General features: G+C 65.8%; 16 protein-coding genes. 9 read left to right on the top strand and 7 right to left on the bottom strand.

The window, feature by feature from the left end; genetic code table 11:
* The first annotated feature begins 4 nt into the window (after window positions 1-4).
* Window positions 5-544 carry a peptide-methionine (S)-S-oxide reductase MsrA gene (gene msrA / locus HD842_RS18160; RefSeq protein WP_183556161.1) on the top strand — a complete coding sequence of 180 codons (540 nt, stop codon included), beginning with the start codon at window positions 5-7 and terminating at the stop codon, window positions 542-544.
* Window positions 545-648: 104 nt separating this feature from the next.
* Here the strand turns inward: msrA and pdxH are convergent, their stop codons facing one another.
* Entirely contained in the window at window positions 649-1881 is a 1233-nt protein-coding gene (gene pdxH / locus HD842_RS18165; RefSeq protein ID WP_183556162.1) for a pyridoxamine 5'-phosphate oxidase, read from the bottom strand.
* A gap of 86 nt (window positions 1882-1967) precedes the next feature.
* On the opposite strand from pdxH, the gene tcdA reads away from it, so the two are divergent.
* Window positions 1968-2852 (top strand): tRNA cyclic N6-threonylcarbamoyladenosine(37) synthase TcdA, encoded by an 885-nt coding sequence (gene tcdA, locus HD842_RS18170; RefSeq protein ID WP_183556163.1) that lies wholly within the window; start codon window positions 1968-1970, stop codon window positions 2850-2852.
* A 48-nt stretch (window positions 2853-2900) separates the two neighbouring features.
* The gene (locus tag HD842_RS18175) at window positions 2901-3428 is read left to right on the top strand and encodes an FKBP-type peptidyl-prolyl cis-trans isomerase (RefSeq protein ID WP_183556164.1); all 528 of its coding nucleotides are present in this window, start codon (window positions 2901-2903) and stop codon (window positions 3426-3428) included.
* A gap of 41 nt (window positions 3429-3469) precedes the next feature.
* Here the strand turns inward: HD842_RS18175 and HD842_RS18180 are convergent, their stop codons facing one another.
* The 4 genes from HD842_RS18180 to HD842_RS18195 all read right to left on the bottom strand — a co-directional run bounded on the left by HD842_RS18180 (window position 3470) and on the right by HD842_RS18195 (window position 8391).
* A complete protein-coding gene (locus tag HD842_RS18180) occupies window positions 3470-4468 on the bottom strand; it encodes a cation diffusion facilitator family transporter (RefSeq protein ID WP_183556165.1) in 999 nt (332 codons plus the stop codon).
* Window positions 4465-4815 (bottom strand): ArsR/SmtB family transcription factor, encoded by a 351-nt coding sequence (locus tag HD842_RS18185; protein WP_183556166.1) that lies wholly within the window; start codon window positions 4813-4815, stop codon window positions 4465-4467. The genes HD842_RS18180 and HD842_RS18185 overlap by 4 nt, the downstream gene beginning before the upstream one ends.
* A gap of 93 nt (window positions 4816-4908) precedes the next feature.
* The gene (locus tag HD842_RS18190) at window positions 4909-7743 is read right to left on the bottom strand and encodes a M16 family metallopeptidase (protein WP_229424825.1); all 2835 of its coding nucleotides are present in this window, start codon (window positions 7741-7743) and stop codon (window positions 4909-4911) included.
* Window positions 7744-7908: 165 nt separating this feature from the next.
* Window positions 7909-8391: a CinA family protein gene (locus HD842_RS18195; protein WP_183556167.1), complete on the bottom strand. Its 483-nt coding sequence runs from the start codon at window positions 8389-8391 to the stop codon at window positions 7909-7911.
* Between the two features lie 401 nt (window positions 8392-8792).
* Between HD842_RS18195 and HD842_RS18200 the strand changes: the two genes are divergently transcribed.
* Window positions 8793-10829: an ATP-binding protein gene (locus HD842_RS18200; RefSeq protein WP_183556168.1), complete on the top strand. Its 2037-nt coding sequence runs from the start codon at window positions 8793-8795 to the stop codon at window positions 10827-10829.
* A complete protein-coding gene (locus HD842_RS18205) occupies window positions 10826-13453 on the top strand; it encodes an EAL domain-containing protein (protein ID WP_183556169.1) in 2628 nt (875 codons plus the stop codon). Before HD842_RS18200 ends, HD842_RS18205 begins: the two co-directional genes overlap by 4 nt.
* On the opposite strand, the gene HD842_RS18210 is transcribed toward HD842_RS18205, so the two are convergent.
* Window positions 13443-15323, bottom strand: a complete 1881-nt coding sequence (locus HD842_RS18210; RefSeq protein WP_183556170.1) for a hypothetical protein — start codon at window positions 15321-15323, stop codon at window positions 13443-13445. The genes HD842_RS18205 and HD842_RS18210 overlap by 11 nt on opposite strands.
* A 119-nt stretch (window positions 15324-15442) precedes the next feature.
* Entirely contained in the window at window positions 15443-16411 is a 969-nt protein-coding gene (thiL, locus tag HD842_RS18215; protein WP_183556171.1) for a thiamine-phosphate kinase, read from the bottom strand.
* Between the two features lie 148 nt (window positions 16412-16559).
* On the opposite strand from thiL, the gene HD842_RS18220 reads away from it, so the two are divergent.
* The 4 genes from HD842_RS18220 (at window position 16560) to HD842_RS18235 (ending at window position 22268) form a co-directional block, all read left to right on the top strand.
* Window positions 16560-18872 carry an NADP-dependent malic enzyme gene (locus HD842_RS18220; RefSeq protein ID WP_183556172.1) on the top strand — a complete coding sequence of 771 codons (2313 nt, stop codon included), beginning with the start codon at window positions 16560-16562 and terminating at the stop codon, window positions 18870-18872.
* A 288-nt stretch (window positions 18873-19160) separates the two neighbouring features.
* Complete coding sequence (gmd, locus tag HD842_RS18225; RefSeq protein ID WP_183556173.1) at window positions 19161-20201, top strand: GDP-mannose 4,6-dehydratase; 1041 nt, start codon at window positions 19161-19163, stop codon at window positions 20199-20201.
* A 1-nt stretch (window position 20202) separates the two neighbouring features.
* Complete coding sequence (locus tag HD842_RS18230; RefSeq protein ID WP_183556174.1) at window positions 20203-21132, top strand: GDP-mannose 4,6-dehydratase; 930 nt, start codon at window positions 20203-20205, stop codon at window positions 21130-21132.
* Window positions 21129-22268, top strand: a complete 1140-nt coding sequence (locus tag HD842_RS18235) for a glycosyltransferase family 4 protein (protein ID WP_370660852.1) — start codon at window positions 21129-21131, stop codon at window positions 22266-22268. Before HD842_RS18230 ends, HD842_RS18235 begins: the two co-directional genes overlap by 4 nt.
* The last annotated feature ends 7 nt before the right edge of the window (window positions 22269-22275 follow it).

Here is a 22275-nt window from a genome sequence, read left to right on the forward strand (position 1 = left end):
CATCATGAGTGAGCAAACAACGGGCGACGTCGCCATCCTCGGGGGCGGCTGCTTCTGGTGCATCGAGGCGGTGTTTCTCGAAGCACGCGGCGTCACGCGCGTGGAGTCGGGCTATATGGGCGGTCATGCCGCTCACCCGACCTACGAGGCCGTTTGCAACGGCACCACCGGCCATGCTGAGGTGGTGCGCCTGGAATTCGATCCGTCGGTCATCAGCTACCACGACATTCTCGAGATATTCTTCACGATCCACGATCCGACGACATTGAATCGCCAGGGCAATGACGTTGGCACGCAATACCGGTCGGTGATCTTCACGACGTCGCCGGCGCAGGACGCCGTCGCGCGCACCGTGATGGCCGAGATGGCCATGGTGTGGGATGCGCCGCTGGTGACGCAGGTATCGCCACAAGAAACCTGGTACAAGGCCGAGGACTACCATCAGAACTACTTCGCGCAACACCCGTTGCAGGGGTATTGCGCGTTCGTGGTGGCGCCGAAGGTCAGCAAATTCCGCGCCACGTTTGCGGAACGACTGAGGTAGGGTGGACGGCTGTGCCGTCCACGCGGTGATCGATATCGGTGCCGATCGCGCGCCGAATGATCTCGCTGCCAACCATCACCGCGTGGGCGGCCTAGCCGCCCACCCTACGGCTGAAGACGGCTACGCGTCCAGCTGCCGTCCGGCTGGCGCTGGTAGACGATCCGGTCATGAAAGCGCGAGCGGCGGCCTTGCCAGAACTCGATGCGCTCCGGCACTAGGCGGAAACCGCCCCAGTTGTCGGGGCGCGCCGGATCGTCGCCGGCAGCCTGCGCCACGGCGTCGTAATTCGCTTCCAGCGCGGCGCGATTGGCAATCGGGCTGCTTTGTTGCGACGCGATCGCCGCGACCCGGCTCTTGAGCGGGCGGCTGCGGAAATAATGGTCGCTTTCTTCGCTCGACGTCATTTCGACGCGGCCTTCGATGCGGATCTGGCGCTCGAGCTCGCTCCAGAAGAAGAGCAGGGCGGCCTGGTTGTTGCCGCGCAGTTCCTGCGCCTTCTGGCTGTCGTAATTGGTGTACCAGGTAAAACCGCGTGGATCGAATTGCTTGATCAGCACGATGCGCGAACTTGGCCGGTTGCCCGGGCCGACGGTTGCCAGCGTCATCGCATTCGGCTCGTTCACTTGCGCCGCCAGTGCCTGCTCGAACCAGGTGGTGAACTGCGCGATCGGGTCATCCAGCACATCGTCTTCATTCAGGCTGGCCTGACCGTAATCCTGGCGCAGATCGGCCACTGCCTGGCCGACGCCGGCTGTCTTGGCTGCCGTCGTGGCCGATGCCACCGGCTGGTCAAACGCCTCGGGCGCCAGCAGGCCACGGCGGCGCTGCATCGCCTGGCCCAGTTGCGCCATCTGCTCGGGCGAGAACAGGCGCATCGCCATCGGCGCCATCGTGCTTTCCTCGCGTTCCATGTGCGCCGTGTAGCGGGCGACGAAGCGCTCGACGGCCGTGCTGGAGAGCATAGTGCCGGTGCCGGCTTCGATGGCGGTCAGTTGCTCGTGCAGGTCTTGCCACAGGGCATCCATGTCATTGTGGTCCTGCACGATCGTCGGCGCCAGCGCCTGCAGCGTGGCGGCGTCGTCGCCCTGCGCGGTGGCGCGCAGCATCGGGATCAGGTCCTGTTCTTCATCGTCGTGGTGCAGGTGCGCCGCCTTGTCGAAGTAGCGCAGCACGGCGCCGGCGGCGTCGCGCGCCTGCTTGTCGACGCCATGTTCGGCCAGGTGCGGCAGCAGCTTTTCGAGGGTGGACAGTTGTTTGCGGATGCGGCCATGGCAATGCTTGAGCACGGCGATCGGCTGGGAGAAATCGGGGGCGGTGTCGGGCAGGAGAGAGGTCATTGTTCTGTGGGAGACACGCAGGTTATTTGGTTGACGAACGATTATTCTAGTGTAGTCGCGAAACACCTGTCCGCTACAATATCGGGATGAATCAATTACTTGAGCAAGCACCAGCGGCGACGCCCACGGAGGATGTCGATTTTGCACGCCGCTTCGGCGGCATCGGACGCCTGTATGGTGAGCCTGCGCTGGAACGTTTCCGCGCGGCGCACGTTTGCGTGATCGGCGTCGGCGGCGTCGGTTCGTGGGTGGTCGAGGCGCTGGCGCGCAGCGCCATTGGCCACCTGACCCTGATCGATCTCGACAACGTCGCTGAATCGAACATCAACCGCCAGATCCAGGCGCTGTCATCGACCATCGGCATGCCGAAGATCGAAGCGCTGCGCCAGCGCATCGCGGAGATCAATTCGTTTTGCCAGGTGACCCTGGTCGAGGACTTCATCGACCTGGAGAACATCGAGACGCTGGTGGCCAACCAGGGCTTCGATTACGTCGTCGATGCGATTGACAGTGTCAAGCCGAAAGCCGCGCTAATCGCCTGGTGCAGCGCCAACAAGATGCCGCTCGTGGTCGTGGGCGGCGCCGGCGGGCAGATCGATCCGACCAAGGTCGAGATCCGCGACCTGGCCCGCACCGAGCAGGAACCGCTGCTGAAAAAAGTGCGCAAGCTGCTGCGCGCGCAATACGGTTTTTCGCGCGGCGAAAAGCAGAAGTACCACATCGATGCCGTGTTTTCGATGGAGCCCCTGCGGTATCCGGACACGGGGGACGCCTGCGAGATCGATGACAACGGCATCACGGGCCTGAACTGCGCCGGATTCGGTTCGTGCATGGTGGTGACCGCCACCTTCGGCATGGTAACGGCGGGGCAGGTACTGCGCCGGCTGGCCGAGGGGGCCAATGCCCAGGCGCAGGCTGTCACTGCAGCCGCCGGGCAAACTGTGCAAGCTGAGGCCGCCTTGCTATCATAGGTGCCAGATGCAACCGCCCGGTTGCGACCTTTTGATGGAAGAGCACACATGATTCGTCGATCCGCAGTCATCGCCCTGCTCCTGGTGGCAGGCAGCGCCCAGGCCCAGGAAGGCGCACAGGACGCCAGCAAGCCAGCGACCCAGCCGCCACCGGAAGCGCAGCAGCCAGCCACCGCGCCTGCTGCTGCCCCGGTCACGCCGCCGGGCACCGCTGCAACCCAGGCACCGCAGGTCGAGATCGTCGACCGGGTGGTCGGCACCGGCAAGGAAGCATCACTGGGCAGCAATGTCGTCGTCAATTACACGGGCTGGTTCCACAAGCCGCTGGCCAAGCAGCAGCGCGGCCGCAAGTTCGACTCGTCGCTCGACAATGGCCGCGATCCGCTGGAATTCCAGCTGGGCGCGGGCCGTGTGATCAAGGGCTGGGAGCAGGGCGTGGCGGGCATGAAGGTGGGCGGCAAGCGCACGCTGATCATCCCGAGCGCGCTGGCCTACGGCAAGCGTGGCGCGGGTGGCGGGATGATTCCGCCGGACTCGGACCTGATCTTCGACGTTGAACTGCTCAACGTGAAGTAATGCTTTAACAGCGCGGCCCGCTTTCGGGCCGCGCCGGTTCTTCAGTGCGCTTGCCCGTGCAACGTGCAGTGATGATGGGTCGTGCCTTCCTCGACCTGCAGCGTGCAGTGATGAATCGCGAACTGCGCGCTTAACCCGTCCACCATCGCATCGATCGCTGCATCGCCCGGATACCCGGCGGGCATCACGACGTGCGCCGTCAGCGCCGTCTCGGTCGTGCTCAGCGCCCAGATGTGCAGGTCGTGCAGGTCGGCTACGCCGGGCTGCGCGAGCAGGAAGGCGCGCACCTTGTCGGCATCCACGCCGGGCGGCACGGCCGCCATCGACAGCTGCACCGATTCTCGCAGCAGCGACCATGTACCCAGCACGATGACCACCACGATCACCAGGCTCACCGCCGGATCGATCCAGGTCCAGCCCCAGAACATGATGATCAGGCCCGAGATCGCCACGCCCAGCGACAGCGCCGCATCGGCCGCCATGTGCAGGTAGGCGCCGCGGATGTTCAGGTCGCCCTTGCTGCCAGCCAGGAACAGCCAGGCCGAAAAGCCGTTGATCAGCACGCCGATGGCGGCAACGATCGACACCGTGGCCCCGGCCACGGGCGCCGGTTCGGCGAAGCGCTGCACCGCTTCCCAGGCGATGGCGCCGCAGGCGACCATCAGCAGCAGGCCGTTGCCCATTGCCGCCAGGATCGACGAGCCGCGCAGGCCGTAGGTGTAGCGGCCGCTTGGCACGCTTTTGGCCAGCACCGCCGCGCCCCAGGCCAGCACCAGGCCCAGCACGTCAGACAGGTTGTGACCGGCGTCGGCCATCAGCGCCGTCGAGTGCGCGATGAAGCCGTAGGCGAATTCGATGATGACAAAGGCCATGTTGAGCCCGATCGCCAGCGCAAAGGCGCGCCCGTTCCCGTCGAGTGAAGGGATGTGATGGTGATGGTGGCCAAAGCCGTGACCGTGGTCATGGTCGTCGTGCTTGTGATCGTGCTTGTCCTCGTGACCATGATCGTGGTCATGATCGTGCTGGTGATGTTGGCTCATGCGTCCATTCCGGTGGCGGGTTCGGCGATGTGCTCGAACATGGTGGAAAGCAGGCTGCTGATGTGGGCGTCGGCAGCTGCGTAAAAGACTTGTTTGCCCTGGCGCTCGGCCTTGACGATGCGGGCGGCGCGCAGCAGGCGCAGATGGTGGCTGACCAGCGAACTCGACAGCGACAGCGTATTGGCGATGTCGCCCACGGCCGTAGGCTGCGTCAGGCAGGCCAGCACGATGCGCAGGCGCGTCGCGTCACCCAGCAGGTGGAACAGGTCGGCCAGTTGGCCGATCGCTTCCTCGGGCGGCGGGGCAATCGGCTGGGCGGCCGGGTGCGTATGAATGTGTTCGTGCATGAGACTCTAACATGTGAATAGGTGTTCACATGTTAGTGCAAAGAACCGTGCCGGGCAAGCACGGCGTAGCGCGCGGTGTGGTTCTATACCGGTTCAGTGACGTGGCTTGTTGCTCACCTGCCCATCGTCATCCCGAATCTCCGGCTGCCCCAATCCCAGCTTCTGCAACTGCGGCAGGATTTTTTTCCGTTCGCCCACCGCCACCACGATCATCCGGTCCGGATCGAGCCAGCGGCGTGCGACCGCCTGCACGTCGTCGACGCCAACGCCCGCCAGGTGCGTAGCCAGGCTGTCGTAGTAATCCGCCGGCAAACCATAGACGAACAACTCCGTCAGGCTCGCACCGATGTCCGCGTTGGTCTCGAACTGCCCCGGCAGCGACAGCAGCTGCGCATTGCGCGCCGCCGCCAGCTCGTCGGCGGAGATCGGCTGGTCGCGCAGCAGCGCGACTTCGCGCAGGATTTCGCGCACCGCTTCACCGGTCGCGTCCTGCTGCACGCTGGCTTCCACCGAAAACGGCGCCGGCTGGCGGTCGTAGTCGAAGTGCGAATGGATCCCGTAGGTCAGCCCGCGCGTCTCGCGCAGATTGTTGTTGAGCCGGCTCGAGAACATCCCGCCCAGCACCCCGTTCATGATTTGCAGAGCCGGGAAGTCGGGCGTGTCGCGCGCCGGGCCCATCGTCGCCACCTGCAGCGCTGTCTGGCCAGCGTCCGGCTGATCGATCACGACCAGCCGCGCAGCCGTCGGTTTGGCCGGGCCAACCGCAGCCGCTGGGGCATCAAACGCCATCCAGCCACCGAACTGCGCCTGCGCCAGCGCTTCCAGTTCGGCGCGCGTGATGTCGCCCGTGACCACCAGCGCCGCGTTCGACGGCACGTAATGGCGGCGCCAGAAGCCGACGATGTCATCCCGCGTCGTGCGCCGGATGGCCGGTTCCAGGCCCAGCTGGCCATAGCCTTTCGGGTGACCGGCGCCAAACAGCGCGCCTGCCGCTGCCAGCGCAGCGACGGTTTCCGGGTCGTCGCGCTGCTGCGTGAGCGCGCCAAGGCGGTCCTGGCGCTGGCGCTCGATCTCGGCGGCCGGGAATGCCGGGCGCTGGACGATGTCGGCGACGATGTCCAGCGCGCGCGCAAAGGTGGACGTCAGGGCCAGCAGCGAGACGGTGGAGACGTCGTCGCTGCTGCCCGTGTCCATGAAAGCGCCCAGCTGGGCGATGTCGTCGGCGATGGCCGGCGCGCTGCGCGTGGCCGTGCCTTCTTCAAGCATCTGGGCGGTAAAACCGGCCAGGCCGGGCAGGTCGGGTGGATTTGCCGCGCCGCCGCTACGCACCACGAGCTGGCTCGACACGAGCGGCAGCGCCGGATTGCGGTAGTGGATGACGGTCAGGCCATTAGCCAGCGTGAAGGTCTCGCCGCGAGGCTGCCTGAAGCGGGGCGCCGGGCCGGCCTTGGGCGGCGTCGCACGCCATGCTTCGGCCACGTTGACCGGCGCCACCGGCGTTGGCGCGGCCGCGGTGCGGGCGGCCTTGCCAATGCGCGGATCGTCCACCTTCGGCTTGCCCGGCACGCCCGTGACGACGGCGCGCGCCTGCTGCGGCAGCCAGGTCTGCACCGCACGCTGGACAGCGGCGGCGTCGATGCGGCGCAGGCGCGCCAGGTCCTTGTCCAGGTAGCCCGGGTCGCCCGTGTACAGGTTGTAGTGATTGAGCTGCTCGGCCAGGCCGTCGCCGCCCAGCTTTTCCAGCGACGCCAGCAGCGACGTCTCCAGGCTGTTGCGCGCGCGTTCGACCTCGCGCGCCGTCGGGCCTTCAGTGCGCAGCAGGGCCAGTTCGGCGTCGATCGCCGCTTCGATCTCTTGCGGCGTGTGGCCGGCGCGCGCTGTCACGTCGATGACGAAGGTCGAGGCCAGGCCGAGCGAGCCTTGCGAGGCCGAGACGTCCTGCGCGATCTGACGTTCGTAGACGAGCGATTTGTACAGGCGGCTCGACTTGCCGCCGCCCAGGATCGTGGCCGCCACCATCAGCTCGGCGTCGCCCGGTTGATACGCCGGCGGCGTGAGCCAGCCCATGAACACGCGCGGCAGCTCGACGCGGTCGCGCACGACGACGCGGCGTTCGGCCGTGATCGGGGGCGTGACCACGTGCGGGCGCACCACGTCCGGCCCGCGCCGGAGGCCGCCGAAGTAGCGCGTGACCAGCTCACGCACGGTTTGCTTGTCGATGTCGCCGGCGATTACCAGGCTGGCATTGTTGGGGCCATAGTATTGGGTGAAGAAGGCGCGCACGTCTTCCAGGCGTGCGCTCTGGATGTCGGCGTGCGAACCGATGATCGAGGCCGCGTACGGGTGCCCCTGCGGGAACAGCGTGCGCGCCAGCGCTTCCTCGACGATGCCATACGGCTCGCCCTCGACGGTCTGGCGCCGTTCGTTGCGCACGACGTCCTGCTGGTTGGTCAGCGCCTGCTGGTCGAGCACGTCGAGCAGGTAGCCCATACGGTCGGCGTGCACCCACAGCGCCAGTTCGAGCTGGTTCGACGGCACGGTGTCGTAGTAGCTGGTGCTGTCGTACCCCGTGCCGCCATTGCTGTCGGTCGCGCCGGCGCCTTCGAGCAGGCGGTCGGCCATGCCGCGCGGGATGTGCGCGGTGGCGGCGAACATCATGTGCTCGAACAGGTGGGCAAAGCCCGTCAGGCCGGGCGCCTCGTTGGCCGGGCCGACGTGGTACCACAGGTTCACGGCCACGATCGGCAGGCGCTTGTCTTCGACCAGGATCACTTGCAGGCCGTTGGGCAGCACCAGCTTGTCAAAGGCGATCGCCGGCACCGGCGCGGCTGCCGGTGACGACGCAGGGGCGGGGGGCTGCGCCTGGGCCGGGCCGGAGGCCGGCGCAGCGGCCAGCATCAGCGGGACCATCAGGGTAGGAATATTCAAGCATTCTCCAGATAATTCATTGGCAACGACGCCGGCGTCGGCCAGGCGACGCCCTGGCCAGCCGGCAGGGTGGGGGGCTGCAGGACACCGTCGAACAGGCCTCACACAACACGCTATTATCGCGGATACGCACGAAAGGCGTGGGCCGGCGCTGCCATTACCCGTCTATTCGACGAAGCGCAGCAGCCCGCGCAGCGCATGCGCCACGGCCTGCGCGCGCACGGCCTGGCGGTCGCCCTGGAACACGAGGCGCTCGGTCTGCACATGCTCGCCCCGCGCCCAGCCGAAGCACACGGTGCCGATCGGCTTGCCGGGCACGCCGCCGCTCGGGCCGGCGATGCCCGTGGTCGAGACCGCCACGTCGGCGCTGCTGTTGGCAACGGCGCCGGCGGCCATGGCGGCGGCCACTTCTTCGCTGACGGCGCCAAATTGCGCGATGACGGCGTCGGACACGTCCAGCATGTCGTTCTTGGCCGTGTTCGAATAGGTGACGAAGCCGCGATCGAACCAGTCGCTCGAGCCGGGGATATCGGTGAGTGCCTGGGCGATGCCCCCGCCAGTACAGGATTCGGCCGTGGCCAGCATCAGTTTTTTGGCGCCAAGCGTCTGGCTGACCTGATTTGCAAGATCGGTAAGTTCATGCGTCACGTGCGTCTCCTTGTGCAGTCGGCGGACGGGCTTGTCCGGGTGATCCCATTCTAGCGCGCAGTGTGCCGCTACGGCATGCTGGCGGCAGCGCCGTGCCGGGTTGCATATTGCCGTACGTAAAGATGCTATGCTCCCGGCATGGGCACATCGAAGGCAAACTTGTTGTCGGGTCCGGATCGATGTTCCGTGCGACATGCGGCTTGGCCGGACTGCTATGCTGGAACGCAGCTGGCCTCTGTGGCTGGATGCCTCTTTTTTGTTTTACGTAGATCTTACAATGCCGTACGGACGCATCGCATGTGGCCAGCCAGGGTTGGCCCGATCGTGAAGTCGCCAGCCCAACCGGGTCAGCGCCCCGCGCACACGCGTAGCCGTTTCGTGAAACGGCTCGGGGAGGAAGCATGAGCCGCCAGCGCTCGATCCGCAAAAAGCTGGTAGCGATGGTGATGACGACCACACTCGTCGCACTGCTGGTCTCGATCGCCCTGGTGGTGGCCTACGACCTGCGCAGCTATCACCGCACGCTCGTCAATGACCTGTCGACCGACGCCGAACTGGTCGGCCACATGACGTCTGCCGCACTCACGTTCGACGACCCGCGCCTTGCCAACGAAGACCTGCTGTTGCTGCGGGCCAGTCCCCTGGTGCGCGGCGCCGCCATTTACGATGCGCGTGGCCAGCTGTTCGCATCCTATTCGGCCGCCGGTGAAAAGCAGCCCGTACCCGAACGGCTCGACCAGGTCGAGGACAGCGGCAACGGCATCATGGTCGTCAGCCAGCCGATCGTCGAAAATGGCGAGACAGTCGGCACCGTCGTGATGCGCGCCGAGAACCGCATGCTGGCGCGCTTCATCGATTACCTTGCCATCGCTGTTGGCGTGACCCTGATCGCGATGGCGATCGCCTACCTGCTCATGCGCCGCTTCGGGCGCGTGCTCACGTCGCCGATCATCGCGATCACCGAAGTGGCGCGCGACGTGGTGGCCACACGCGATTATTCGCGCCGCGCGCCGCGCATCGGCGACGACGAGGCGGCCGAGCTGGCCGATTCGTTCAACGCCATGCTGACGGAGATCGAAGGCCGCACGCGCGAGCTCGAAGACTCGCACAACGCCACCCTGCGTACCGCCACCGAACGCTCGCACGCCCAGCAAGAGGTGATGCGCCTGAACGAACAGCTCGAGCAGCGCGTCGATGAACGCACGCTGCAGCTGGCGCTGGCCAACGCCGAACTGGCCAACGCCAACGAAGAAGCGCGCAGCGCCAACCAGGCCAAGTCGGCGTTTTTGTCGTCGATGAGCCACGAGCTGCGCACGCCGCTCAATGCGATTCTGGGCTTTGCCCAGATCCTGACGTCCAACACGCTGCCGTCGACGCTCGAGCAAAAGAAGGAATTTGCCAACCACATCCTCAAGTCGGGCCGCCACCTGCTCACGCTGATCAACGAGATCCTCGACCTGGCCAAGGTCGAATCGGGCACCATTACGCTGTCGATGGAGCCGGTCGCGCTGGCCGACATCCTGCTCGAGTGCCGCACGATGATCGAGCCGATCGCCGCCACGCGCAAGGTGCGGGTGCTGTTCCCCGATGTCGACGGCGCCGTGGTGATGGCCGACCGCACGCGCCTCAAGCAGGTGATGCTCAACCTGCTGTCGAACGCCGTCAAGTACAACCGCGACGAGGGCGCCGTGGTGCTCACGTGCGACCAGTGCACGCCGACGCGCATGCGCCTGTCGATCCAGGACACCGGCAACGGGCTCAATCCCGAGCAGGTCGCCAGCCTGTTCCAGCCGTTCAACCGGCTGGGCCAGGAGTCGGGCACCCAGGAAGGCACCGGTATCGGCCTGGTAGTGACCAAGCGCCTAGTGGAGCTGATGGGCGGCGAGATCGGCGTGAGCAGCAGCCCGGGCGTGGGCAGCGTGTTCTGGATCGAACTGGCCAGCACCGCGCCGCGCACGTCCAGCCTGGCCGAACGCACCGCCCCCGCGGGTGACGGGTCGGCCTCGTCTGCTTCGGATTCGGAATTCGTACCGCGCCTGCTGCTGTACGTCGAGGACAATCCGGCCAACCTGCGCCTGGTCGAAGAGATCGTGGCGTTCCGGCGCGATCTGCGCCTGCTGTCGGCGCACGACGGCCACCTGGGCCTGCAACTGGCGCGGGCGCACCGTCCCGATATCATCCTGATGGACCTGAACCTGCCTGGCATGAGCGGCTTCGAGGTGCTGCGCCAGCTGGGCGCCGACCCCGAAACGGCGGACATCCCGGTGATTGCGCTGACCGCCAACGCCATGCCGCGCGATATCGAGCGCGGCGTGGCGGCGGGTTTCCACCGCTACCTGACCAAGCCGATCGACATCGAAAAATTCACTGAAGCGATCAACAGCACGCTGGCCGAGGGGCCGGACCTGGCCGCGTCAGGCGAAAGGAACCACCCATGATTTCCCTGTCCGACATCAGACGGGCCCGCATCCTGGTCGTCGATGACGAACCGGTCAACGTGCAGCTGCTCGAATATCTCCTCAAGACCACCGGCTACGAAAACGTCACGTCGACGTTCGACCCGCGCCAGGTCGTCGCGCTGCACCTGAAGCACCGCTTCGACCTGATCATCCTCGACCTGCACATGCCCGGCATGGACGGCTTCGACGTGATGGAGGCCTTGAAGCCCCTGGAGAGCGATTCGTGGCTGCCGGTGCTGGTGGTAACGGCCGAACCGGACAAGAAACTGGCGGCGCTCGAAGCCGGCGCGCGCGACTTCATCGGCAAGCCGTTCGACACGGTCGAGGTCATGACGCGCATCCGCAACCTGCTCGAGGTGCGCCTGCTGCACCGCGAATCCCTCGACTACGGCAGTGAACTCGAACGCCAGGTGCGCGAGCGCACCGCCGAACTGGCGCGCTTTCGCGGCGCGATGGACGCCACGCCCGATGCGCTGTTTTTGATCGATACGGCCAATATGGCGATGGTCGATGTGTCCGAAGGCGCCTGCCGCATGCTGGGTTTTTCGCGCGAGGCGCTGCTGCGCATCGATCCGGTGGCGCTGGGCCTGGCCTCGCGCTCGCAGCTCGAACGCCATATCGGTGCGGCGGCGCAGGGCGGACCGCCCGAGCCCGACATCGTCGAGACCGACCTGCTGCGCGCCGGCGGCGAAGGCTCGGTGCCGGTGGAAATCAGCTGGAAGCTGCAGGATCCGCAAGGACAACGCAATGCCCAGCGCATGCTGATTGCCGTGGCGCGCGACATCAGCGAACGCCTGCTGGCGCAGGAGCGGCTGCGCCACGCGGCCAGCTACGACGCGCTGACCGGCCTGCCGAACCGCACGCTGTTCTTTGAGAACCTGCGCGGCACGATCGAGCTGGCCCAGGACAAGAACTGGCGCGTGGCGGTGCTGTGCATCACGCTCGACCGCTTCAAGGTGATCAACGATTCGCTCGGCACGGCGCCGGGCGACGAATTGCTGCGCCAGTTCAGCACGCGCCTGGTGCGCTGCGTGAGGGTGCGCGATTCGGTCGGGCGCCTGGGCGGCGATGAATTCGCCCTGATCCTGACGATGCCGCGCGAGCAGCAGGACGCCGTGAACATGGCCAACGAAGTGCGCGAATCGCTGCGCCTGCCGTTCGACCTGCACGGCCAGCAGGCCGCACTCACGGCCAGCATCGGCATCGCGATGTACCCGGACGACACGATCGACCCGGGCACGCTCGTCAAGTATGCCGACACGGCGATGGTGCGGGCCAAGGAAGCAGGGCGCGACGGCTACCGCTTCTTCACTGCCGGCATGAACGTGCAGGTGCTGGCGCGTCTGGACCTCGAACTGGCGCTGCGCGGCGCGCTGGCGGACAACCAGTTCGTGCTGCACTACCAGCCCAAGATGGAGCTCAATACCGGCCGCATCGCCGGTAGCGAAGCGCTGCTGCGCTGGAACCGGCCCGGCTATGGCCTCGTGTATCCGGCCGAATTCGTGCCGGTGATGGAAGAAACCGGCCTGGTCGTGCGCGTGGGCGACTGGATCATCGACGAAGCCTGCCGCCAGATCGCGGCCTGGAACGCGGCCGGCGTGCGCGACGTGCGGGTGGCGGTGAACGTCTCGAGCCGCCAGTTCGTCGAGGGCGACTTGGAAGAGGTGGTGCGCAGCGCCCTCGAACGCCACGGCATCGAAGCGGGCCTGCTCGAACTGGAGCTGACCGAAAGCGCGCTGATGCAAAATGCCGAGCGCACTACCGAGGTGCTCACGCGCCTGAAGGCGCTGGGGATCCGCATCGCGATCGACGACTTCGGCACCGGCTACTCGAGCCTGGCCTACCTGAAGCGCTTCCCGATCGACAAACTGAAAATCGATATCGCGTTCGTGCGCGACATCGTCACCAACCCGGACGACGCGGCGATCGCGCTGGCCATCATCAGCATGGCGCACAGCCTGCACATGCAGGTGGTCGCCGAAGGCGTCGAGACGCGCGCCCAGATGGCCTACCTGCGGCGCAACCGCTGCGACGAAATCCAGGGCTTCTATTTTTCGCGCGCGCTGCCGGCCGCGCAGCTGGCCACGCTCGTGGTGTCGAACCGTGCCAGTCCCGACCAGCTACCCGAAGTGGTCGACAATGTGCAGACGCTGCTCATCGTCGACGACGATGCGAACGTGCTGGCCGCGCTGCACCGGCTGTTCCGGCGCGATGGCTACCGCGTGCTGACCGCAGGCTCGCCCGCCGAAGGCTTCGAACTGCTGGCGCTGTACCACGTGCACGTGATCCTGTGCGACCAGCGTATGCCGGTGATGAGCGGGACCGAGTTTCTCAGCAAGGTCAAGGAAATGTACCCGGACACGATCCGCATCATCCTGTCGGGCGATACGGGCGTGGAGGCGGTGCTCGATTCGATCAACCGCGGCGCCATCTACCGCTTCTACACCAAGCCGTGGGACGACATGACGCTGCGTGACAATATCCGGCTGGCGTTTCGCCACTACTGGATGACGCACGGGCCGTATGACGACCGCAAGGCGCCCCGGGAGGGCGACGAGCAAGAGGCGACCCCGCAGGGCCGCCCCGGCAGCATCACGGCTTGACCGTGACGGGGCAGAACCGGAACGGGAAGGGCTCCGCGCCCATCGCCGCCGCATAGGTCTCGCAGGCGCCGTCATCGATGGCCAGGCCGTAGCGCGTCAGGCTGGCCTTGGCCACGTCCAGCGTTTCCCGGTCGCGTGCCGGCAGGTCGCTCACATAGCGTTGCTGCAGGTCGAGCGTGCAGCGGCGGCCCTCTTCATCGACCTGCCGCACATCGACCTGGAAACGTACCCGGGTCGTGAACCAGGCGAGCCGTTCGCAGCCTGCCGCATCCACTGTCAGGCCGAGCGAATCGGCCAGCCGGCGCTTGCGCTGCAGGCTGTCTTCCTTGCCGCTGCGGGCCGCTGCCAGCATCACGTAATGCGGTCCCGGGCGCGCGGCGATGGCCGACTGGATCCGCTCGAGCCAGGCCGGCGACTCGGGAAAGCCCCCGGCCAGCGCGATCACGCGCACGTCGCGCGGGAAGAACGTGGCCAGCCAGCCCATCGGCGGGTCGCCATGGGCGGTGAACACGATCGTGTCGGCCGGGCGCGCCAGCGGCGGCACCTGGGCGCTGACATTCTGCGACGCCCAGCCGGCATGACCCCACGAGACGAACGGGAAGACGGCCAGCGTCGTCGCCGCCAGCAGCCAGCCGCCAATGCGCGCTGCGTGGCGCGGGGCGGCCATGCGCTCGACCAGAAGCCAGACCATCAGCGGCGCCAGCAACTCGAGTGGCACCAGATAGCGGTAGATGCCGAACAGCTTCATCCACAACAGGTAGGCAACCAGGCCAAACACCATCAGGAAGCGGGCGCGCGGCGACAGCGCCGCTGCTGCCGGCCGGCTGCGCATTGTATTGGCCAGCCACCGCACCACGAACAGCAGCGCCAGCACGTACAGGGCCGGCACCACCGCCAGCTTGAGCGGAATTTCCGATACCCGCACGGTCTGGACCATGAACACCAGTGGCCAGGCCAGCGCTTCGAGCGCATTGTGCGGCATGTGGTGGTTGTCGATCACGCCGAGCTGCTGCGCCAGCGGGCTGCGAAACACGTTGTTAAACTGGGGGAACAGCGGATTGCCGAAACGCTCCCACATCGTCAGCCACCAGTAACCGGCGGCCATCAGGATGCCGACAGCCACCGCGCAGCCCTGCGTGACGGCCAGCGCGAGGCGCACGCCCCACGACGCCGGCGTCGTCAGCAGGGCAAGGCACAAGGCCACCGCGTACGGTGCATTGGTCAGTTTCAGTCCGGTACCCAGGCCCATCGCCAGCCCGGACAGCAGCATCAGCGCGAACACGCGGCCGGACGCGCCGTGCAGGCTATCCCAGCCGCGCAGCACCAGGTACAGCGCACCCAGTACCAGCAGCGCGGTCAGGTTGTCGCCCATGGTATTGCCCAGTTGCGACAGGAAGCCGGCGCCGCACACGCCAGCCGCGGCCAGCAGGATCGGCAGGCGCGCACCGCCGCCGCCGCTGTTGCTGTTGCTGTTGCTGTTGCTGCCAGTGCCCAGCAACTGGCGCGCGATGGCCAGCAGCAGCACGAAATTCAGGCCGTGCACAAAACCCATCAGGAAGCCGACCAGCGGGCCGGGCAGCGTCGTGCTGAGCAGGTAGTAGGGAACGTCGATCAGCGGATTGAAGTAGCTCTGCCACTGGCCGGGCGCCATGTCGAGGTCGAGCCGGCCATTGAGCAGGGCGTAGGCGTTGTACCAGTGGTAGTTTCTCAAGTCCCAGTTGTCGTCCTGGCCGAGGCCGATTGACAGCAGGCCAAACAGCACCGGCACCAGCCACACGGCCATCCCAGGCGCGCGGGGCTGCGCCAGCACGGCGCTATAGCGCTGGAACCGGTTTTCCAGTCCAACAAAAAGATTCTTCGCAAAACGCATTCGGGGCTTGTCCAGGTGGGGGCGGTCAACCGGTTGGCGACGCATGAAGGAGACGGTTTCAACGTAATAACAACCGTCAATTATAGCTTTTTTGCAACTTCATTCGTGCTTATCGGGGCTCAGCCACTCCTGAAATGGTCCCAGCCGGCCAGGCCGAGTTCCAGTGCTGCGCCGCTGCCATCGACGAGGCGCAGCCCTGGCGCAGCATCGATCGTGCCGACCCGCGTGACCGGCGTGGCGGCCTGCGCTCCCGCCGCCAGCACGGCCTCGCGCGCAGCGCGCGGCGCGGTAAAGCACAACTCGTAATCGTCGCCGCCGGCGGCCGTGAAGCGCCGCCGCAATGCCGGCGCCTGCTGCGCCAGCACCGGCCCGGCCGGGAGCGCATCGACGTCGAGCGTCGCGCCCACGCGCGACGCTTGCAGGATGTGGCCAAGGTCGCCGACCAGCCCGTCCGAAATATCCAGCGCCGCATGGGCGACCGGCAGGCTGGCCAGCGCCAGGCCGAGGGCCACGCGCGGCGTTGGCAGGTGCATGCGCGTGGCCGCCTCTGCGTGCAATGCCGGGTCGAGTTCGAGCTCGTTCCAGTACCCCGCCAGCGCCAGCCGGGCGTCGCCCAGCGTGCCCGAAATCCAGATGTCGTCGTCCACCTGCGCCGCATCGCGCCGCAGCGCGTGGCCGGGCGACAGTTCGCCGAACACGGTGATGCAGATGTTCAGCGGCCCCTTGGTCGTGTCGCCCCCGATCAGTTCGCATTCGTGCGCGTCGGCCAGTGCGAACAGGCCTTGCGAGAAGCCGGCGAGCCAGTCCGGGTTGGCGTCGGGCAGGGCCAGCGCCAGCGTGAACGCGACGGGGCGGGCGCCCATTGCCGCCAGGTCAGACAGGTTCACGGCCAGCGCCTTGTGGCCCAGCATGCGCGGGTCGGCGCCGGCAAAGAAGTGGCGATCTTCCACCAGCATGTCGGACGAGATGGCAAGCTGGCGGCCCGGCGTGATGGCGAGCAGGGCGCAGTCGTCGCCGATGCCCAGGGGCGCGCGGCCAGGCCGGTCGCGCTTGAAGTAATGCTTGATGAGGTCGAATTCGGAGAGCATGGCGGCGATTGTACCGTGGCGCCAAGGCCAGCCAGCCCGGGCGCTTTTGCTGCAACCGCACATAATCATGTTGAAAATACGTAGTCGTTGCCAAGACCCTCTCTGATAGAATCGAAAGCCCCGTTTCGCACCAGGAAGGCCTTTCAGCATGGATTCGTCATCTGACAAAAAAGAAGAATTGCGTCAGCAATTGCGCCAAGCAGCGCTCGAATATCACCAGTTCCCACGTCCCGGCAAGATCAGCGTCACGCCCACCAAGGGCCTGCTGAACCAGCGCGACCTGGCGCTGGCGTACTCGCCGGGCGTCGCGGCGCCATGCGAAGAAATCGTCAAGGATCCCGCCAACGCCTACAAGTACACGGCGCGCGGTAACCTGGTGGCAGTCATCACCAACGGCACGGCCGTGCTGGGCCTGGGCAATATCGGCCCACTGGCTTCCAAGCCAGTGATGGAAGGCAAGGGCGTGCTGTTCAAGAAGTTCGCCGCCATCGATGTGTTCGACATCGAGATCAACGAAACCGATCCCGACAAACTGGTCGACATCATCGCCTCGCTCGAGCCGACCTTTGGCGGCGTGAACCTCGAAGACATCAAGGCGCCCGAGTGCTTCTACATCGAGCGCAAGCTGCGCGAGCGCATGAAGATCCCGGTCTTCCACGATGACCAGCACGGCACGGCGATCATCGTTGGCGCTGCGATCCTCAATGGCCTGAAAGTCGTGGGCAAGGACATCACGTCGTGCAAACTGGTGGTGTCTGGCGCCGGCGCGGCCGCGCTGGCCTGCCTCGACCTGATCGTCGACCTGGGCTTCCCGATCGAAAACATCTATGTCACCGATCTGGCCGGCGTGGTCTACAAGGGCCGCGTCGAACTGATGGACCCGGACAAGGAACGCTTCGCGCAGGACACGCCGCACCGCAGCCTGGCCGAGGTCATCCCGGGTGCCGACATCTTCCTGGGCCTGTCCGCTGGTGGCGTGCTCAAGAAGGAAATGGTCGCGTCGATGGGCCCGAGTCCGCTGATCCTGGCGCTGGCCAACCCGAATCCCGAGATCCTGCCCGAAGACGTGAAGGCCGTGCGCAGCGATGCGATCATCGCTACCGGCCGTTCGGATTATCCGAACCAGGTCAATAACGTGCTGTGCTTCCCGTACATGTTCCGCGGCGCGCTCGATTGCGGCGCGACGACGATCACGCGCGAAATGGAAATTGCCGTCGTCCACGCGATTGCCGACCTGGCGCACGCCGAGCAGTCGGACATCGTGGCCTCGGCGTATGGCATCTCGAACCTGTCGTTCGGTCCGGAATACCTGATCCCGATGCCATTCGACCCGCGCCTGTTGACCCACATCGCGCCAGCCGTGGCCAAGGCCGCGATGGACGGCGGCGTTGCCGCCCGCCCGATCGAGGACCTGGCGGCTTACGCCGAGAACCTGCAGCAGTTCGTGTACCGCAGCGGCACCTTCATGAAGCCGCTGTTTACGATCGCCAAGAGCGCGCCGGATGAGCTCAAGCGCATCGTCTACGCCGAAGGCGAAGAAGAGCGCGTGCTGCGCGCCGTGCAGGTGGTGGTCGACGAAAAGCTGGCGCGTCCGATCCTGGTCGGCCGTCCGGCCGTGCTGGAACAGCGCATCGAGAAATTCGGCCTGCGCCTGAAACTCGGCGTGCACTTCGATGTCATCAACCCCGATTTCGACGAGCGTTACCGCGATTACTGGCAGAGCTATCACCAGATGGTGATGCGCAAGGGCGTCACGCAAGACCTGGCCAAGCTGGCCATGCGCCGTCGTCACACGCTGATCGGCGCGATGATGATCCACAAGGGCGAAGCCGACGGCATGATCTGCGGCACCTACGGCACCACGCAGATGCACCTGGAATTCGTCGACCAGGTGCTGGGCAAGCGCGCCGGCGCCAAGGTGTATGCGGCGATGAACTTCGTCATCACGCCGGAGCGCCAGCTGGCGATGGTCGATACCCACGTCAACGAAAACCCGAACGCCGAGCAACTGGCCGAGATCACGGTGATGGCGGCCGAAGAGATGGAACGCTTCGGCATCGTCCCGCGTGCAGCCTTGCTGTCGCACTCGAACTTCGGCAGTGCCAATTCGGAATCGGCGCAAAAGATGCGCGCCGCGCTGGCCCTCGTGCAGCAGAAGAAGCCTGACCTGGAAATCGATGGCGAGATGCATGGCGACACGGCGCTCGACGCCAAGATGCGCGCCAAGATCATGCCGAACTCGACACTCAAGGGCGACGCCAACCTGCTCGTGATGCCGAATATCGACGCCGCGAATATTGCCTACAACCTGGTCAAGACGGCGGCCGGTAACGGCATCGCCATTGGCCCGGTGCTGCTGGGCTGCGCACGACCGGTGCACATCCTGACCCCGTCAGCGACCGTGCGCCGGATCGTCAACATGACGGCGCTGGCTGTCGTCGAGGCGGTTTCGCCACGCTGAGCAGGGGGCAAAGAAAGCGTGGATGGCCTGGCCGTCCGCGCGTCGCCGTCCTGCTTTGTCTCGGGCTGTCGCCCTTTGTCGCGGCCCGGGGACACTCGTAACAAACCGTAAGCAGGCCATTTACCGCGTCATTTTCGCGTCATAATTGACCGGGTAAGCGTTGTCTGAATTGCACTAAACTCCGGAGCGCGAGTTAGTCTGGCGACCTCCTCTGTTACAATCTTCGTTTGGCCGGGCGCCTTTTTCATCACGTTACGCCTGCAAGACCAACTTCAAATCATCCATCATATGCATAACAAACGAGCCCTCATCACCGGCATCACCGGCCAGGACGGCGCCTATCTGGCGCAACTGCTTCTCGAAAAAGGCTATCACGTCACCGGCACGTATCGCCGTTCGAGCTCAGTGAATTTCTGGCGCATGGATGAGCTCGGCGTTACCACGCATCCGAACCTGTCACTGGTCGAATACGACCTGACCGATCTGGCCTCGAGCATTCGCCTGCTGGAAACGGCGCAGCCAGGCGAGGTCTACAACCTGGCAGCGCAAAGTTTTGTTGGCGTGTCGTTCGACCAGCCTCTGGCCACTGCATCGATTACCGGCCTGGGCGCCGTCCACCTGCTCGAAGCGATCCGCATCGTCAACCCGAAGATCCGCTTCTACCAGGCGTCGACGTCGGAAATGTTCGGCAAGGTGCAGGCGATCCCGCAGATCGAAGAAACCCCGTTCTACCCGCGCAGCCCGTACGGCGTGGCCAAGCTGTACGCGCACTGGATGACGATCAACTACCGCGAGTCGTACGACATCTTCGGTTCGTCGGGCATCCTGTTCAACCACGAGTCGCCACTGCGCGGCCGTGAGTTCGTCACGCGCAAGATCACCGATACCGTCGCCAAGATCAAGCTGGGCAAGCAGGACGTGCTCGAGCTGGGCAATATGGACGCCAAGCGCGACTGGGGTTTTGCCAAGGAATACGTCGAAGGCATGTGGCGCATGCTGCAGGCCGACAAGCCTGACACCTATGTGCTGGCAACCAACCGCACCGAGACCGTGCGCGATTTCGTCAACATGGCCTTCAAGGCCGTGGACGTGACGCTCGACTGGAGCGGCAGCGGCGACAACGAAGTGGCCCACTGCACCACCAGCGGCAAGCAACTGGTGCGCGTCTCGCCGAAGTTCTATCGTCCGGCCGAAGTCGAGCTGCTCATTGGCGATCCGGCCAAGGCGAAGCGCGAGCTGGGTTGGGAACCCAAGACCACGCTCGAAGAGCTGTGCCAGATGATGGTCGATGCCGACCTGCGTCGCAACAAACTGGGCTTCTCGTTCTGATATGACGCGCCTGGCCACGGACGACACCCTGCTACGTGAAGGGGAAGGGCGGCGCGCCCTGATCACGGGCCTGCGCGGCTTTACCGGGTATTACCTGGCGCAGGAACTGTCGGCCGCCGGCTACCGCGTGTTCGGCACCGTGATGCCGGGCGAAGAGGTCGGCCCCGACATGATCGCGGTGGATCTGTGCGACCGCGATGCCGTCGCTGCCATGGTGGCCGAGGTGCAGCCCGATGTCGTGGCGCACCTGGCCGGTATTGCGTTTGTCGGCCACGCCAACGTTGAGGCGATCTACCGCGTCAACGTGGTCGGCACGCGCAATCTGCTCGAGGCGCTTGCTTCAGGCAGTCACCGGCCAACCAGCGTGCTGCTGGCGTCGTCGGCCAATATCTATGGCAATGCCAGCGTGCCCGTCATCGATGAAGACGTGCCGCCGGCACCGGCCAACGATTACGCGGTGAGCAAGCTGGCCATGGAATACATGGCGCGCCTGTGGATGGACAAGTTGCCGATCACGATCGTGCGGCCGTTCAACTACACCGGCGTGGGGCAGGCGGAGAATTTCCTGCTGCCGAAAATCGTCTCGCATTTCCGCCGCCACGAGGCGCGCATCGAACTGGGCAATCTCGCCATCGCGCGCGATTTCTCCGATGTGCGCATGGTGGCGCGTGCCTACCGCCGCATCCTGGCGGCAGCGCCTGCCGGCGAAGCCTTCAACGTCTGCTCGGGGACGCCGCATTCGCTGTCGAACGTCATCGAGATGATGGGCGAGATCGCCGGCTACCGCATCGACGTGCAGGTCAACCCGGCCTTCGTGCGCGCCAACGACGTGCTGCAACTGACTGGCAGCAATCGCAAGCTGACTGCCGTGGTGGGCGACCTGGCGCCGACGCCGCTGTACGAGACCTTGCGCTGGATGTACCTGGCGTGAACGCTGCAGCGATCAACGTCGGCCTTGGGACGACCATGATCGAACCGGGGCTGACGGGCGGACGCCTCGATGGCATCGGCGTCTATACCAATGCACTGCTGCGCCACCTGCCGGCCACCGGCTGCACCGTCACGCCGTGGTCCTGGCCGCGTGCGCGCGGCGGGGCTGCCGGCATCAGTGTCGGCCAGGCGTTTCCCTATTCATTCGAAGCCGCTACGCTGCTCGACCTGGTCACGCCGGCGGCGCACCGCGTGCATATGCCGCTCGACGTGTTCCACGTGACCGATTACCGCGTGGTGCGCATGGATTGTCCGGTGGTGGCCAGTCTGCACGACGCGCTGCCGATCAAGCACCCGGAGTGGTGCAATCCGCGCTTGCGCGGTCTGAAAAACCAGTTGCAGGCCAAGGCTGCGCGCAAGGCCGACCATGTGATCGCACTGTCGCACTTTGCCATCCCCGAACTGGTCGAGTGCTTTGGCGTCGACGAACGGCGCGTGACGGTGGTGCCGTGCGGCGTCGACGAAAGCTGGCTGACGCCGCCCGCACCAGAGGCCACGCGCGCCACGCTGGCAGCCCACCAGCTGCAGCCGGGCTATTTTTTGTTTGTGGGTACGCTGCAGCCGCGCAAGAACGTCGAGCGCTTGCTGGCCGCCTGGCTGCTGCTGCCGGCGGCCGTGCGCGCCGAACGCGCGCTGGTGATCGTCGGCGCGCCGGGCAGCCGCAGCGAAGCCCTGGTGGCCAGCATGCAGTCGGCGCGCGCGGCCGGCGAGAACCTCGTCTGGCTCGATCGCCTGACCGACCAGGAACAATTGCGCCACCTGTATGCCGGCGCCGGCGTGTTCGTCTTCCCTTCGCTGTACGAGGGCTATGGGATTCCGGTGCTTGAAGCGTTTGCATCGAACGTGCCGGTGGTGGCGTCCAACACGACCTCGCTGCCCGAAGTGGCGGGCGATGCGGCCTTGCTGGTGGATCCGCTGTCGGCGGGCGAGCTGGCCGAGGCCATGCGCACACTGGCACAGGACAGCGTTGCACGCACGCGCTGTATCGCCGCCGGGCGTGCACGTGCCGAACAACTGACATGGCAAAACACCGCACGCCTGACGGCAAATGTGTACCGAGCCGTACTTTCGCAGTAAGCTGAGT

This window comes from Massilia aurea (genome assembly GCF_014200505.1).
GTDB classification, from domain to species: Bacteria; Pseudomonadota; Gammaproteobacteria; order Burkholderiales; family Burkholderiaceae_D; genus Telluria; species Telluria aurea_B.

Coding starts and splice junctions, on each gene's coding strand:
- msrA (WP_183556161.1), top strand. CDS start 5: ATGAGTGAGCAAACAACGGGCGACGTCGCCATCCTCGGGGGCGGCTGC.
- pdxH (WP_183556162.1), bottom strand. CDS start 1,881: ATGACCTCTCTCCTGCCCGACACCGCCCCCGATTTCTCCCAGCCGATC.
- tcdA (WP_183556163.1), top strand. CDS start 1,968: ATGAATCAATTACTTGAGCAAGCACCAGCGGCGACGCCCACGGAGGAT.
- HD842_RS18175 (WP_183556164.1), top strand. CDS start 2,901: ATGATTCGTCGATCCGCAGTCATCGCCCTGCTCCTGGTGGCAGGCAGC.
- HD842_RS18180 (WP_183556165.1), bottom strand. CDS start 4,468: ATGAGCCAACATCACCAGCACGATCATGACCACGATCATGGTCACGAG.
- HD842_RS18185 (WP_183556166.1), bottom strand. CDS start 4,815: ATGCACGAACACATTCATACGCACCCGGCCGCCCAGCCGATTGCCCCG.
- HD842_RS18200 (WP_183556168.1), top strand. CDS start 8,793: ATGAGCCGCCAGCGCTCGATCCGCAAAAAGCTGGTAGCGATGGTGATG.
- HD842_RS18205 (WP_183556169.1), top strand. CDS start 10,826: ATGATTTCCCTGTCCGACATCAGACGGGCCCGCATCCTGGTCGTCGAT.
- HD842_RS18210 (WP_183556170.1), bottom strand. CDS start 15,323: ATGCGTTTTGCGAAGAATCTTTTTGTTGGACTGGAAAACCGGTTCCAG.
- thiL (WP_183556171.1), bottom strand. CDS start 16,411: ATGCTCTCCGAATTCGACCTCATCAAGCATTACTTCAAGCGCGACCGG.
- HD842_RS18220 (WP_183556172.1), top strand. CDS start 16,560: ATGGATTCGTCATCTGACAAAAAAGAAGAATTGCGTCAGCAATTGCGC.
- gmd (WP_183556173.1), top strand. CDS start 19,161: ATGCATAACAAACGAGCCCTCATCACCGGCATCACCGGCCAGGACGGC.
- HD842_RS18230 (WP_183556174.1), top strand. CDS start 20,203: ATGACGCGCCTGGCCACGGACGACACCCTGCTACGTGAAGGGGAAGGG.